Below are 14,911 nucleotides of genomic sequence, written 5' to 3'. Positions count from 1 at the left end.
GCTGGGCGCCTCGAACCGACTCGGCGAGCGCGTCGATGCTCCTGTACGCCGGGGAATCGCTGGCGCGGCGGGCTGTGGTCAGGCGGGGAGTGCGGAACCGTCCGTCGGCAGAAACGACAGCAGGTTGGTTCCCGCCAGGAGCTGGCCCATCCTGTAGCCGACTTCAACCAGGTGCGTGTCGAAGAGGTCGGCGTAGACGTTGAGCGTCATCGAGGCGCTTTCGTGGCCCAGCATCCGCTGGATACCGAGGACGTTCGCCTGAGCCTGCACGGCGAGCGAAGCGGCAGTGTGACGGAGATCATGCGGGGTGATCTGCGGGAACGGCTTCCCGGCCTGCGCGGAGCCGTACGCGCGGCGGTTCGCTTCGGCCCGCGCTTTCGTCGCTCGCTCGAGACCGGGGTACAAATATCGGTTTCGCCATGTGTTCGCGCGCAGCTGACCGCCTTGAGCGGCTTGGAACACAAGACTGTTTGTGGGGAGGCCGCGAATCTGGGTGCGCAGCGCAGGGACGAGCTGGGGCTGAATGGGGACGACGCGTGACTCGCCGCTCTTCGTCGGGCCTTCGATCAGGTACCCACGGACCTCTGTGACCGATCGGCTGATCACCATCGACGCACCGTCGAGGTTGAGATCGCTGACTCGCAGAGCGGCAGCCTCGCCGAACCGGACCCCTGTCCAGGCGAGGAAGGAGACCAAGAGTCGGTAGCGCTCATCCATGTGCGAGACAAGCTCGGTGACCTCGGCTGCGCTCAGATACGGGTGTGCTCGTCTGATGGCCGGCGGGAGCTTCACGCCGATCGCGGGGTTCCCGGAGATGAGTTTGTCGTCGACAGCGGCCTGCATCACGGCGAACACCATCGTGTGGGCCTTCTCGATCGTCGCCGCGCCGCAATTCTGCTTCGCAAGTTCCTCGACCCAGTCCTGCAGGTCGGTCTTCAGCACCTTCCCGACCTGCCACGTCGACCACTTGGGATACACCCATGTCTTCGCGGTCGATTCCCGAGATGCAATTGTCGTCGCGCGGAGCCCTGCTGTGCGCTGAACGTACCTCTCGATCAGCGGGCCGAGGAGGCTCTTACGCGCGGCGGGGGCGGTGAACTCACCGTCATGGATGCGAACCAGCGCGTGAGCCTGCCAGGTCGTCGCGTCACGCTTCGTCAGGAAGCCGCGCTTGCGCGTTCCCTGCCCGTCCGGCTTGACGTAGCGAACCTCCCATCGTTGCCCGGCCTTGGTCGCATAGGGCTTGATACTCGCCATGTCCAGTCCTCAGTGGGTGTTGTCGCGACCGTGGCGTCAGGCGGACTGCGCGTACGGCGCGGCGTCGACCGGATTCTGCGCGTCGACGGTGGCTCGCACGGACCGGTTGATGTACTCGACGATGTCCACCTCTCGGTAGCGGATGGCTCGCCCGAGCTTCACGTAGGCAGGTCCGCGGCTGTGGAAGCGCATCTGGCTGAGGCTCCCCTCGGTCACCCCCAGCCGTCGAGCGACCTGCTTCGCCTTGAGGAGGTCAGCCGTGATTTCCGGAATTGTTTCGTCGCTATTCGTGCTCACGACATCCATGTAGGCGGCTCCAATCGAGTGTGTCCCAGTCCGATGTCTCAACTCGAGACTGCGGGTCGGTCAGCACGCCTAGCCGCCGACATCAGGACTATGCGCGGTGCCGCGCCGGTGGCTGCGCCCGAGGGAGGCGAGAGCACGACAGCGGCGCTTCAGGCAGTCCGACTGTCAGCGCCCGACCCGACCAGCCTCAATCTCCCCCGGCAGCGCCTTCCCGCCTCATCTCAGTGGGATCGCGAACGTACCCGCCGGCGAGGCGTCCGCTGAACGCCTGCTCGACGATCACCCGAGCGTTCGCACCACACGTGATCAACCAGCCGAACCTGACCGCGCCGGACGCCACCAGGTCGTGCGGGGCGTCAAAGAACGCTTCGCGGAAGGTGATGACGAACTTCTGGCCATGAACGGTGCGCATGAGGGCCTGGGTCGTCGCGGCGACGGTCCCGGCCGTGATCGCTGCACTGGGGTCGGGAAACGTTGCGACAGGACGGCACAGCTCGGCGTACGGCCGAGCAGGCCCGGCTGAGCCTCGTCACTGATCGTTGTACAGCTCAAGCAGGAATCGAATGTGACTCGTGACGTTTCCAGACCGGTAGGACTCGACGAGGGCGTCCTGGTACTCCGCTTTCAGTCGGTCGGGGATCAGGATGGCGTCGAAGCCGTGCGACATCACGACGGCGTTCATGACGTACCGGCCTGCGCGTCTGTTGCCTTCGAGGTAGAACTGCGAGTATGTGGCGAAAGCGGCCCAGGTGACGGCGCGCAGGACCGGGTGGTCGAGTTGCTTGATCCTTCGCAGGCCGCTGTCCAGCACGGCGGGGGTCACCCGCGCGTCCAGCGCTCGAAATCGTTCACCGTAATCCAAGGTGACGAGCGGCCCCGCGTACTGTTTGCGCTGGTCTCCGCGGAAGGCCAGCGATTTCAACCCGAGCGAGAGGGCCACCTGGAGGTGAAGGTCGTCGGACAGAGCCTTCGTTGGTTCCAGGGGTCCGTCCTCGACCCTGCGGAGCATGAGGTCGCTCGCGGCCTTCATGCCGGCAACCTGAGCTTCTTCGCCGAGGGTGTGGCCTGCGACGTGACCGCCGTTGATGAGGGTTGCGATCTCCGGTTCGGTGTATGCGAATCCCTCCAACCGGGCATCGTTGAATAGGGCGCGGGACTCGCAAGCCAAGTAACGGGCCACCGCGCGATCGCGCCCTTTCGGTGCGATGCGAGCGACGAGGTCCGACAGGTCGTCCCACGCCGGCTCCGGTACCGCCAGCACGTCACCGGGGTAGCTCGGGAACTGCGCGAGGAGATTGTCCCAGTGCGTGCCGTCGCTGATTGTGGTGCTTAGCACGACTTCGGGCTCCCTCCCCGGCGCGGGCGCAGCCGCGATCTTGCCGACCCCGCGGATGCTATAATGGTTGGACCCGCGCCCGCCGCCGGTCTTACTCATTGTCGCTCCCCTTTGTCACGCTCTTCAGCAGCGTGCTGGCCATCAGGTTGCCGTCGCCTTGGGGTAGGCAGGCCACGAGCGCTCTCGTGTACTCGTCCCGGTGCCGATGCAGCACGCGCAACCACGGGTAGCCGTGGCTGACGAGGAATCCGTTCGTGCGATGGCGGACGAAGGTGGCGTCCCCGCCGGCGCGGGTCGCGCGGACGAGGAAGTCCAGAGCCCGCTGCGGGACAGAGACAGTATCGTCGGCGGTGACGAGGGTCGACCCGGCGAGAATCCGGAGCTCGAACGGGACGTCCGCGACGGTCACCTCGCGCAGCACGGTCCGCGCGGACCGGACGATCTGGGTCGACCGCCACACCGCCTAGGAGTCCCCATCGACAGTGGTCCCATCGGCGAGGGTGCTCACCTGCGCCCACCGCACGGACAGACCTTCCGCGTTCGCGTCCGCGTCGACAGCGAGCGCGAAGTTCCGGTCTGCGTCAGCGAGCGCTCGAGCGCGATCTGGAACCCACTGCTCCAACGGTTCGAGCACGCCTGAGGCGAACCAGAACGACGGCGCACGATCTAGCAGCACGGGAGCGAGGGTGAGCCCGAGCACCTCGAAGAGACGTTCAGCGGTGTCGACGCGGGGACGCTTCCGCCCGGATTCGTACTCGCCGATGACCGCACCCCACGTGCCGGCCAGTTCAGCCAGCCGAGCCACGCTGAGCCCGGCTGCCAATCGCGCGCCCCGTAGATCAGTGGCAAACATGCGATCCTTTTGCACTGGGTACAATCTATATGCGCGGCAATAGCGGGCCCACTCCCCTACCGCAGCGGGATCACGAGCACGTTGGGCCCCCTGCCGTAGCCGAGCTTCGGTGCCGGCGTAATCGGCGCCGTGGCCGAGCTGATCCGCATACGAGACCATGTCGTACCGGATGTCCTCACCGGGCAGGCCGTTCTCCATCGTGGGTGGGGACCCGCTGCGGGATGGAGTGCAGCATGTCGCCGACTTCATCGGGGGCGGCGCCGAGCTCGTTCCCGTCCCCGTCGAAGACACCCTCGGGGAAGTACCCCTCGTCCCACTCGAGTCCAGGCCTGATGCGGAAAGAGTACGCGGTCGGGTACTCGGCGAGGGTCGTCGCGGCGATGGCACTCGCGGCGAGTTGGGTCTCCTACTCGTGCGCGTCAACTGTGGAGCGCGTCGAGAAGGCTCGCCTCCGGGTCGGACTACGGCTTTGCAGCGAAGCTGCCGGGGTTAGAGGCGTGGCCGCGAGGGTGCAGGGAAGAATCGAAGGTCATCATGACAGTTACGTACGCGGCGTCCGGCGGGATCGCTCACCCGCAAAGCACCGCTCCGCTGCTCACGAGGTCGCGGAGGACATCCTCGACGCACTCGCGACACGTCAACCGGTATTTGTGACCGTCTGCGGCACGCCCCAAGGTCCGCATCATCGCTGTGCCCGTTCCCACCGCAATCGCAGCCTCGAGAGGCGCCACCGGGCACGCCCGGACCATCTACAGTAGCGGGGAGTACGTCGAGTTCTTCCGGACGGCCGACGTAGGAACCTTGTCCATCGAAGGACTTTGACCCCACGTGCCAATCTCAAACCTGTACGGGTACGCCCTTCTGCGAAAACTCACCTAAAGTATAGATGGCCGCGGCGACGACCCGAGATGGACTGATCTCCCGCGAAACTGCCGCGAGAGACCGAGAGCGAGAAGCTTGCGGACGAAGCCGCCTAGTCCGATTGAGTATGTGAAGCTGCGAAAAGGAAGATTGTGCTGAAGGAACGAAGATCCAGAGGATGCGGCGCCAAGTATGCACATGCATTCTCGGGCAGGTGTCACAGGTGATGAGGGCTCTTCTGCCGAAGGAAGTGCAGTCGTCGGAGGTGTTCGGCTACCGCCAGGACGTGTTCTTATTTCCAGAGGAGATGGCAGTGATCGCAAATTCCGTTGAGAAGCGTCGGAGGGAGTTCGCCTCGGTCCGCGCGTGCGCCAGAGAAGCCCTGGCAAGACTCCGAGCTACACCGACGCCTATCGTCCCGGGCGAAAGTGGCGCGCCACAGTGGCCCATAGGAATAGTGGGAAGCATGACCCACTGCGACGGGTACAGCGCAGCAAGCGTCGCTTTCGAACACACCATCGCCGCTATCGGCATAGACGCCGAACCGAATGCGCCGACACCACCAGGCGTCTTCGACGTGATCAGCGTCCGGGAAGATCGCATCGGACTTAACAAATTACCCGATCTGGGGGTCGCTTGGGATCGACTATTATTCAGCGCTAAAGAATCAGTATACAAGACATGGTTCCCTCTCACAGAATCCTGGCTCGGCTTCGAAGACGTCATAGTGACATTTCATCTCGATGGATCTTTCGAAGCGACGTTCCTCGTGGACGGTCCCCTGGTGGAAGGTCGTCGCATCCCCGGTCTCGCCGGCAGATGGAAGGTCGGACGGGGAATACTCGCGACAGCGATCGCCCTTCCTCGTCGAGGATCCCCGAAAGAATCCCACGAGCGTTATTCACAAGTGTCTACCAGCCGAGTCGATCAAGTTCGAGGCGGGTGATGGTGCGAATGCGATTGGGGATTTCTGCGAGGGGTCCTCGGTAGCCTCTTTTCAGGATCTTCCAGTTCTTCCAGTGAGCGATGCATCTTTCGACGGCCGAACGGAGAGGGGAGATGTACCGGTTGGCTGTGCGGGTGTTGTCATCATGTTGCCCGTGAAGAGGCTTTCCCCGGGAAGTGACTGCGCTGGTTCCGACGTGCGCTGGGTCTGCTCTCCACTCCGCATTATCGAGAATCGCCTCCCGCCCACCCAGGCTGATGGATGCACAGTCGTGTCGAGCGCCGGGGTCGGATCGGACACGAAGAGCACGTTACCGGTCATGTCCGAGGCGACGTCCACGTTCAGCCCTCGACGATGTCGCTTCCCGGAGTAGCTCGCGCTCGCCGTCGCGGCACGGTTTCCGGTGAGAACCTCGGTGCCGTCGACTAGAACCACTCGGCCCGGCACAGCCGTCTCCATACGCACACCCGGCAGGCAGCCGGCCTGCTCGATCAGCGGGACGGTCCTCCGCTATACGCGAGAAATCGTGGGCTGCGACACACCGAACATATCCGCAACCGTCGTTTGGTTCACGTTCTGCCGTAACAAGTTCAGAGTAACAACGACTTGCACGCGAATGTTCAACAACCCCGGCCGTCCCGACCGCTCACCCTTCCCGCGACAATCTGCCATCTCCGAGAGATAAGCTCCGTCAATTGCTCCGCATCCAGGCCTGTAGTACAGTCGTACCGCATCGGCTTCCCGTTCCGAAAATAGCGAGCCATGGAACTTCTATTCCATCGAACGGGAAGCCGGTGCCTCTGAACGACACGCCCGAATAAGACCTTATGAATAACGTTTCACGAGTCACATTGATTATGCCTGACAACTACTCACCGATAAGATGCGCCGACATCGTTAATATGGTTGGATAGTTGAAAATCAAGGTAAGAGAGACATTGGAATCCATGTCAGCCACCATGCGATTACGAAGACGAACCCAGTAAAGCGAATCGACCCCAAAATCTCTCAGCGGGATTTGGGGATCGATCTCACTTTCCGGGCGCTCGAGCAGTTCGGACACGGTTCGACATAGGTAGTTCTCAAAGATCCGCAGCCTCTTCCATGCTGGCGCGTTTTTGAGTGCGGCAGCGAGGCTGCCATCCGGCGATGTAACGGCGTTGACGTTGTTTCTATCAGCCGTCGCGGTCCAATTTTCGCCAGCCAACTGACTGACATTGATCGGCCAGGTGATACGCGATCCGCTCCGAAGCCCCACTCGAGCCGCGACAAAATCTCCGCCCACTGACAGGGCGATGTGATCGAGAAGTTCCTCAGCCCGCTGCGGTGCTAGATCCAGAAGGACACTGCTACTTTGACTGAGTTGTCCCCGAGTAGATGCGAACATCCCAGCCCCGGACCACGGACCCCAACTCACGGAAGAGAAACCTCGCCGTCCTTCACCGCGAGCGCGGCGGACGACGGCCTCCATGGAGGCGTTCGCCGCGGCATAAGCGCTCTGCCCCGGCGACCCAATTGTCGACGCAACCGAGGAGAACGCGATGAAGAAGTCAAGATCGTCGAAAGACGTCATACTCGCGAGTTCTCGCGCACCCAGGAGTTTCGGTCTGAAAACTCGCTGTACTGCCGCGATGTCGAGATTCATGAGCGTGGCATCCTCTAGTATCCCTGCGAGATGCAAAACGCCGCGGATGGGTGGCATCGAAGAATGGATAAAGGCGGAAAGGCCTCGCATGTGCTCAGGATTTGAAACATCCGCACGTGCCATCAGAATATCGATTCCATCCTCTCGGAGCGTGTCGAGCAGAACTTTCGCCGGGTCAGAGACATTGCGGCTGATCACAACGATGTGCCGGGCTCCGCGTTCGACCAGCCAGCGGAGAACGTGACGCCCTAGTCCTCCTGTGCCACCGCTCACCACATAGGTGGAGTCTTCATCGAGACGCGGCCGATTTGGATCGGACCACCCGACCCTGTGAAGTCGGCGGGCATACACACGCCCCCCGAAGCATCGCACTTCATGCCCCTGAGACAGCAACAGTGGAACGATGGTCGATCGCACCTCCTCTGCGACGACGGACACCGACGTTATGCTGCCCTGACTGTGTTCCACAGAGGCGCAACGGACCAGCGCATCGACAGCTTCGCCTGCCTCGCTCAATTTAAGATCATCTTCGTTTGCACCGAACCGCGCCACGATCACGCGGTCGGTGACCGCCTCGCTAGGAGGCGGCTCGACGATGTCTAACAAGATTGCCGCAGCGTCCGCAACAGCCCGCCACGGGTCGAGAGCGTCGATGTCCGGCAGGAACAATATACCGAGGCGTCCGAATTCCACGCTCGCCGCTCGGAGAGAGGACAACTGGTTTGCCTCTCCCGCAGAATGGACGACCCCGTGCTCGTAGAGTGCGGAGAGTACGGATGCGCGATAAGGGTGACCCGCTGAGACGATGACGATCCAGTACTGCACCGGCGCATTGTCTGGGCTCGCGAGAGATGCGACCGTGTCATCCCAGCTGACTTCACCGAATAGCGTTTCCGCCGGTGTGGCGACAGCGCTTGATTCCACGGCATTCTCCGGCAGAATCTCGCGATCGCGCGTCGTAACCGTGTCGGATGCGGCCTCCGCAGGTGCGGGCGGGCCGTCGGAACACGAAGGGCGACGCATCGCCGATGTGCTGCGCTTCGCCCAGAGATCGTCGCGCGTCCGCTGTGACAGCGGTAACCGCGCTCGCCCTCGCTTCACGGCGCCCTTTCCGATGGAAGCGAAATCGACCCGGGCACCATGGACGTGAAGCTCGCCGGCCGACCGAAGCAGCTGTTCCACGACCGGCCCATCACCGCCGAGCGAGGCGATGATAGTCGCGTTGCGGTCAAGGCGTCTGCTCAGATTAGTCAAGACACCGGTCGGCCCTACCTCGAGGAAAAACCTGCTCTTTTTCGCCGTGAGACGAAACGCTTCTGCGAAATCGACAGGGTTTCGTACTTGGTCAACCCAGTAGCCGGGTTCGTTGATGGGGATTTGATTCCCTCGACTGCTTGGCTGGATCGGCACAGTCGGGCGCCGGAGGGTAGCCGCATCAAGCTGAGTTGCAAAGGCGGAGATCATGGGATTCATCGCCGAGGTATGGAAGGCATGAGTGGTGGGGAGCGGAATCGTCATCACGTCGGGGCCGAACGCGACCTTCGCCTCTGCCAGGGCTTCTACGGCACCGCCGATCACGACCGCCCTGTCGCCGTTGATGACCGCCAATTCGGCCTGGATCCCGTGCTCTTCGAGGAGTGCACTTACGTCGACATCACTAGCCATGACGGCAAGCATTCCCGTCGGGGGACAGTGTTTGTCCATAAGCGCGCCCCTGGCGCTGACGAGTGCTAACGCCGTTTCCATTGTCATTATGCCACTCGCGCACGCAGCAGCATATTCACCCAGGCTGTGCCCGAGGACCGCCGACGGCGTGACTCCCGCCGATACCCAGACCCTTGTCAGTGCGTATTGGAATGCGAACAGTGCCGGTTGAGCCAACCGTGCCTCAGTTTTAAGGGGGCCGGCGTCGACGAGCAACGCGTCGAACCAGTCGGCATCCCCGGTCGATGCCTCACGGCATTCCTCCAAGGCAGATGCAAAGATCGGAGACTGTCGAAGGGCCGCAGCCGCGGGGCCGATCGAGGACCCCTGGCCGCTGAAGAGGAAAACGGGTCTCACCGGCGCCGCAGGGTCGGATGAGGAGCCGACCCAACCCTCGGCTGAGGCCGATGGCGCACCGGAGACCGCCTCCGCCAACGCGGCAAGCCGAACACCTAGCTGGTCGCGGTCGACGGCGACGACGACAGCTCTCTGCGCAAATTGGGGTCGTCCGACGTGTGTGGTGTGACATATCGCGGTCAGCGCGCCATCTTCCGATGATCTGACGGCATCGGCGTACGCCGATGCCTGTTCCCTCAGGCCGTCCGGAGTTCGCCCCGAAAGCACCATCGCGTATGGTCCAGACTCGTGGAGCTTTCGTGGGGAGGGAGGCGGGCCCACAATAACGTGTGCGTTTGTCCCGCCGCCTCCGAAGGAGCTGATTCCCGCGAGGCGCACGGCGCGGGTAGCTGGCCACATCACTGAGGCAGCCGAAACGTTGAACGGAGAGTCATCCCTTCCGAGGATTCCGTTCGGTTCTCGAAAGTTGAGCGTGCCTGGAACGATTCCATGACGCACTGCGAGAACCGCTTTGATGAGCCCTGCCATTCCCGCTGCTGTATCGAGATGACCGATGCCTGATTTAACGGATCCGAGGAAGACCGAGCGGGGGGCGCTCGCGCCGAATACCTCGCTGAGCGCGGTGAGTTCGATGCTGTCGCCCAAGGATGTTCCTGTGCCGTGGGCCTCCACGAAGCCGATGTCCTGAGGGGACACTCCGGCGACGCTCTGGGCTCTGAGGATGACCTCCCGCTGGCCTTCGACGCTGGGGGCGAGATAGCCGGCTCTCGCAGCACCGTCGTTGTTTACCGCGCTGCCCTTGACGACCGCCCAGATCGGATCGCCGTCCGAGATGGCGTCCTCGAGCCGTCGGAGCACGACGACGGCGGCGCCGCTGCCACCAACAGTGCCGGACGCCTGCGCGTCGAAAGGGCGGCAAACCCCGTCGGGGGACAAGATGCCGCCTTCTTCGTAGAGATAGCCGCGCTTCACAGGGAAGTGAATGCCAGAAGCTCCGGCGAGAGCCATGTCCGTCTCTCCCACGAGCAGGGATTGCGCTGCCAGATGCACCGCGACCAACCCCGTGGAACATGCGGTCTGCACCGAGATGCTCGGACCTCGTAGCCCAAGACGATGCGATACTCTCATGCACATGTGGTCGTTCTGGGTCGCGACAAACGCCTGTAAAGGAGCGAGAGTGTCGAGGGAGTCTCCCTCTAGATACTCGCTGAAGTATGAGTTCACCCGTGAACCCGAGTAAATTGCCATCCCGGATCCGCCGTAGCAGCCTACGCGGCGTCCATCGAGATGTTGCGGATTGTACCCTGAATCCTCCAGCGCATCCCACGCACATTCCAGGAAGAGACGATGCTGGGGGTCGATGATGCGGGCCTCTGATCGCGGGATGTTGAACAGTTCGGCGTCAAATTCACCGGCTCCATCCAAATATCCGCTGACCGGCACATACCGCGGATCGTTTATCTCGCTCGCGCTCACACCCGAGTCGCGGAGTTCTTGTTCCTCGAAGCGTTGGATGGAGCTGACGCCTGAGTTCAGGTTCTGCCAAAACTGTTCGGGGCTCCGCGCGCCGGGAAAGCGTAAAGACATCCCCGTTATCGCGATATCGAACTCGCCCGACCCATCAGGCACTGCGTCCTTCCGGTCGACGTCAATCATACTCTCCGTTCCTGTCTCACTGAACGAAGCCGACGCATCCGTGCCGCCGCGCTTTCGTACCCATGCTTGTCTGCTGTGGGTACCGCTTCCGCGGACCTGACCTGGCCAGGCTGCTGCGCAACCTCCTTATCGGAGAGGGGAACATCCCGTGCGATACGTGCGGCCAGCGCGGCCGATGTCGGATAGCGGAAGAAGTCGACGATCTCCAGTCGCACTCCGAGCCGCTCTTCCACAACGCGCTGGGCCCGTGGCAGGTGCAGTGACTCGGCGCCGACATCGAAAAACCCGATTTCGGCCGTCACCTCGACGCCGTCGAGGATTTCCGACCATATCCCCCTGACCGCTGTCAGGAGATCTGGATCGACAGTTCTCTCGTCGATGGCCGCCTCGGAGAGAGCGACCTGGATCTCGGCGCTTGTGCCGTATTCGTCCGTCACCAGATGAGGGCCTTCGTAGGATGCATTCTCGGCAACCTCCGCAGTGGCCGTCAGCCGATCCAACGCAACGGCATCTCGCGCGACGAGCCCCGCGATGAACGGGTTGGTAGGGACGAGACCGACGACACTGCATCCACTCGGATGTCTCAGGATTGTCTCCAGTGCCGCCATCCCCTCCGAGACGCTGATCGGCCGATACCCGAGGGCACCGAGCAGTTCGTCGTCTGTTCCCTCTGCGCTCATCCCGAGGCCTGACCATTGAGACCAGAGGATCGAATGGTGAGGTATACCCCGTCGGCTCATCGCATCGAGCCAGGCGTCGAGGTAGCCGTTTGCAGCCCCGTATGCGCCCACACCGATACCGCCGAACAGAGCGTTGACAGAAGAGAACGCGACGACGAATGCGCCTCGGGCAGTCATGACATCGGCGAGGACTTCTGCCGGGCCTACTTTCGAAGACAGCGCCTGGCGCAGGCCTGATCGGGTGAACTCCCTCAAGGGGACGCTGTCCAACTGGCCCGCGAGGTGGAAGGCGCCGGAGAAACGGCGGCCCCAGAGCTCCTCGTACTCGGTCAATTCTTGCTCCAGGGCGCTCTCATCGCCGAAGTCGGCCTGCACATAATGGACTTCTCCCGCGCGACGGAGCTCCTGCATTGAGACGTTGACCTCGCTGTGCGGTCGGCGTCCCACGATGAGGAGGCGTGCGCCGTAGTGCGTCAGGAGGTGACGGCACAGCATGATGCCGATGCCCCCCATACCGCCGACGACGACGTACGCGCCGTCGGATTTTAGCATCGACTCTGCAGCGTCGGGACTCACCGAATCAAGACCACGGAAGCGCAGTACTTGTCGGAGACCGCGACGATACGCGACCCGCTGATCAGTCACCTCGTTCAGGAGTTCGGCCCATCCGTCCTCCGCCCGCCCTGGCTCGACATCCAGCGAGCGCACCCGCAACCATGGGTGCTCGGCTGCGAGGTTCGGGAGAAAGCCGCGAACGGCGGCGTGGACAGGATCGGACGCTTTTCCATCTTGGAGCGCAACTGTTCCTGTCGTGAGGATGGTCAGGCGTAGCCCCTTAGCGTCGGAATGCCGCCTGCGCTCAAGAGCGCGTGCGATGGAACCAATCTCTTCGATACATCGTGCTTGCTCTTCGACCAGGTCGTCGATGCGAGCGGGTAGATAGCCGAACGCAGACTTCAGCACGAGGACCACATCGGTCGATGCAGGATCGAGTGCGGCCTCGTCTCCCCAGCGCACAGCGGACGAGGTGTAGCCCTCGCGGTCGAGCAGGAGTGAGAGCCGGTGGAAATCAGGCTGCTCCATGCCGATGACATCAAAATGGCGTCGCTCTCTGCTTCCGAAGGGGGCAGCGTGAGCTGGCAGCCACGTCGGACGGCTGAGCCAGACCCCCGGCGGATCTGATCTGCCCCGGTCATTCGTGTTCATCCTGAACTCGCCAGCCCTCAACCGCTCCGCGAGCTGGCTGCGCTGGATCTTCCCGATTGCGGTCTTCGGTATCTCGTGCGGGGCGACCGGGATAACCTGCTTCACAGCGAAGCCGAAGTGCTGGTTCACTTTTTGGCTGATCAGGCGGCTGATCCTCCGCGAGTCTTTGCCGTCATCCGGGCTGAAGAAGATCACGAGCTCGTCAGTTGCCGCACCGGCGGAGCGGTATGCGACAGCACTCGTGAAGCTCGCACGAACGCCGCCGACCCGGTCGGCGATCGTCTCGATCTCTGTGGCCGGAGTGTTGACTCCGTTGATCAGGATCACATCCTTCGTCCGACCCGCTAACGTCAGCGCGCCGTCGTCCAAGAAGGCCCGGTCACCCGTGCGGAACCAACCGTCTTCTGTAAAGGAGTCTGCGTTGGCCTTAGCGTTGTTGAAGTAGCCACGCGTCACCACAACTCCGGCGACTTCGAGATGGCCTTCTTCCCTCTCGGCGACCACGCGCCCGGCGTCATCCACGATTCGCAGCGATAGACCGGAGATCGGCCGCCCGACACTAACAGGCCCAGTATCGAGTTCTGCCGTGGAACCGGGAAGAGCGACGTGTGTGTGTGAATAGGTCACGCCGGAACAGGTCTCCGACATCCCCCACATGGGCTGCATCGCCGTTCCGCGCAGTCCGAATGGAGCCAGCACCCGCAGGAAGTGTGTCGTCTGCTCAGCGACCACCATCTCACCGCCATTGATGATTACGCGCAGCGAAGAGAGGTCCCATCCGCGACCCAAAAACTCCGCCTCGCGTGAGGCCACCAAGGAGTACGCAAAATTCGGCGCCCATGTGATCGTGACCGAATGCTGTGAGAGAAGGTCCACCCAGACGAGTGGCTCGCTGAGGACTAACGAGGTTGATACATGGATCTGCTCGCAGCGCGTCCATGTATCACGGATGTTGCACATCAGGAGTCCAACGACATGGTCCAGGGGGAACCAGTTGAGGGAGACATCCTCCTCGGCCAGGCCGTTGTCCTGCTGCATACCGATCACGGCGTGGAGTACGGCCTGATGTGTCTGAGTGACGAGTTTCGGGGTACCGGTGCTCCCGGAGGTCAAGAGCATCAGAGCGGTCGCTGTGCCGGAGACCGCGACAGCTTCGATCGGGGCGCTCTGCTCCAGGTCGTCCATGCTCATGATCAGACCCGTGGCACGTATGCCCTCCGGGAGCCTCCCGACGTCGTCAGTAATGACGGGAGCACGCTCGAGTGTCCGCCATACGCCCTCCAGCCTCTCGTTGACGGCATCCGTGAATCCGGTAGATGGGGCCGTGCACGGCACGGGAACGGCTGCGACCATCTGGCAGCCCCAGAAGGCGAGCAAGAACTGCTCGTGGTCACCGCATTGGATCAGCACTGGCTGCGACGCTTTTATCCCCGCCTCGCGGAGGCCGCCCGCTATGCGGGCGGCACGGTCGCGTATCTGGTCGTACGCCACCCATCGGCTGTCACCGAAGCCGCTGATGAAACGGATGCCGTGCTCGCCGCCGTCGGCGGCCCGGTCCAGAACCTGCGACAAGGACAGAAGCAGGTCCGTGTCAGTCTGGTCCCGGAGCGGTCCGTGCGTAATGGCCTGCGCTCTGCAGCCGACGCGGCCGGGCTGGGAGAGCTTGACGATGGGCCTCACCGCTGACGCCTCGAGGATCCCGACCGGGTCCTTGAGCGGCAGGTCACCGACACCCACCTGCACGCGCCTCAGCCCTGTTCCGTAGAGCATGTTCGTCGCGCGGCGCCGCACCGCTCTGTCGAGGACCGGCACGTCCCGCAGGACGGCGACATCGATGTCACCATGTGGCGTCCGAGGCAGCGTGCTCATCCTTACCACGGTGACCAGATGGTCGGAAGGCGCCCTTTCTTCAATGAGCCGTTCGATCTGCTCCGCCGTCACCGGCTTCGCCGGCACCACATACGCGGTCATTCTCCGCAAAGACTGGTCGATCGGCTCGTGTACGAACCAATCGCTCACGACGCCCGACTGGCGAATTGCTCTCGTCACGGCCTCGACGGCATCGCTCGGAGGCACCATTCCGTTCTGCAGCATGTGATTCTGC

At 62.9% G+C, this 14,911-nt stretch carries 11 protein-coding genes; 2 read left to right on the top strand and 9 right to left on the bottom strand.

Features of this window, described 5'->3' with window-relative positions; genetic code table 11:
* Positions 1-78: 78 nt before the first annotated feature.
* The 6 genes from B0H03_RS13585 to B0H03_RS16690 form a co-directional block, all read right to left on the bottom strand.
* A complete protein-coding gene (locus B0H03_RS13585) occupies positions 79-1,257 on the bottom strand; it encodes a site-specific integrase (protein ID WP_104354245.1) in 1,179 nt (392 codons plus the stop codon).
* A 36-nt stretch (positions 1,258-1,293) separates the two neighbouring features.
* Positions 1,294-1,554 carry a helix-turn-helix transcriptional regulator gene (locus B0H03_RS13580; protein WP_160487369.1) on the bottom strand — a complete coding sequence of 87 codons (261 nt, stop codon included), beginning with the start codon at positions 1,552-1,554 and terminating at the stop codon, positions 1,294-1,296.
* A 196-nt stretch (positions 1,555-1,750) separates the two neighbouring features.
* Positions 1,751-1,975, bottom strand: a complete 225-nt coding sequence (locus B0H03_RS13575; protein WP_104354243.1) for a hypothetical protein — start codon at positions 1,973-1,975, stop codon at positions 1,751-1,753.
* Between the two features lie 117 nt (positions 1,976-2,092).
* On the bottom strand, positions 2,093-2,998 hold the full coding sequence (locus B0H03_RS13570; protein ID WP_127843895.1) for a Fic family protein: 906 nt from the start codon (positions 2,996-2,998) through the stop codon (positions 2,093-2,095).
* Entirely contained in the window at positions 2,991-3,308 is a 318-nt protein-coding gene (locus B0H03_RS13565) for a hypothetical protein (protein ID WP_127843894.1), read from the bottom strand. The genes B0H03_RS13570 and B0H03_RS13565 overlap by 8 nt, the downstream gene beginning before the upstream one ends.
* A gap of 54 nt (positions 3,309-3,362) precedes the next feature.
* Positions 3,363-3,752 (bottom strand): helix-turn-helix domain-containing protein, encoded by a 390-nt coding sequence (locus tag B0H03_RS16690; RefSeq protein WP_160487370.1) that lies wholly within the window; start codon positions 3,750-3,752, stop codon positions 3,363-3,365.
* A gap of 1,075 nt (positions 3,753-4,827) precedes the next feature.
* On the opposite strand from B0H03_RS16690, the gene B0H03_RS13550 reads away from it, so the two are divergent.
* Positions 4,828-5,559, top strand: coding sequence for a 4'-phosphopantetheinyl transferase family protein (locus B0H03_RS13550; RefSeq protein ID WP_202130182.1), 732 nt, complete (start codon positions 4,828-4,830; stop codon positions 5,557-5,559).
* Here the strand turns inward: B0H03_RS13550 and B0H03_RS17525 are convergent.
* The 3 genes from B0H03_RS17525 to B0H03_RS13535 all read right to left on the bottom strand — a co-directional run bounded on the left by B0H03_RS17525 (position 5,525) and on the right by B0H03_RS13535 (position 14,676).
* Positions 5,525-5,794, bottom strand: a complete 270-nt coding sequence (locus B0H03_RS17525; protein ID WP_420849475.1) for a transposase family protein — start codon at positions 5,792-5,794, stop codon at positions 5,525-5,527. The two genes, B0H03_RS13550 and B0H03_RS17525, sit on opposite strands and share 35 nt — an antisense overlap.
* A 633-nt stretch (positions 5,795-6,427) precedes the next feature.
* A complete protein-coding gene (locus tag B0H03_RS13540) occupies positions 6,428-10,921 on the bottom strand; it encodes a type I polyketide synthase (RefSeq protein WP_104354238.1) in 4,494 nt (1,497 codons plus the stop codon).
* Positions 10,918-14,676 (bottom strand): SDR family NAD(P)-dependent oxidoreductase, encoded by a 3,759-nt coding sequence (locus B0H03_RS13535; protein WP_160487371.1) that lies wholly within the window; start codon positions 14,674-14,676, stop codon positions 10,918-10,920. The genes B0H03_RS13540 and B0H03_RS13535 overlap by 4 nt, the downstream gene beginning before the upstream one ends.
* A gap of 43 nt (positions 14,677-14,719) precedes the next feature.
* On the opposite strand from B0H03_RS13535, the gene B0H03_RS16685 reads away from it, so the two are divergent.
* Positions 14,720-14,905: a hypothetical protein gene (locus tag B0H03_RS16685; RefSeq protein ID WP_160487372.1), complete on the top strand. Its 186-nt coding sequence runs from the start codon at positions 14,720-14,722 to the stop codon at positions 14,903-14,905.
* The last annotated feature ends 6 nt before the right edge of the window (positions 14,906-14,911 follow it).

The organism is Rathayibacter iranicus NCPPB 2253 = VKM Ac-1602 (genome assembly GCF_003149025.1).
GTDB lineage: Bacteria > Actinomycetota > Actinomycetes > Actinomycetales > Microbacteriaceae > Rathayibacter > Rathayibacter iranicus.
Note: the sequence above shows the minus strand (reverse complement) of the source record. Positions and strands in the feature narration are given on the sequence as shown.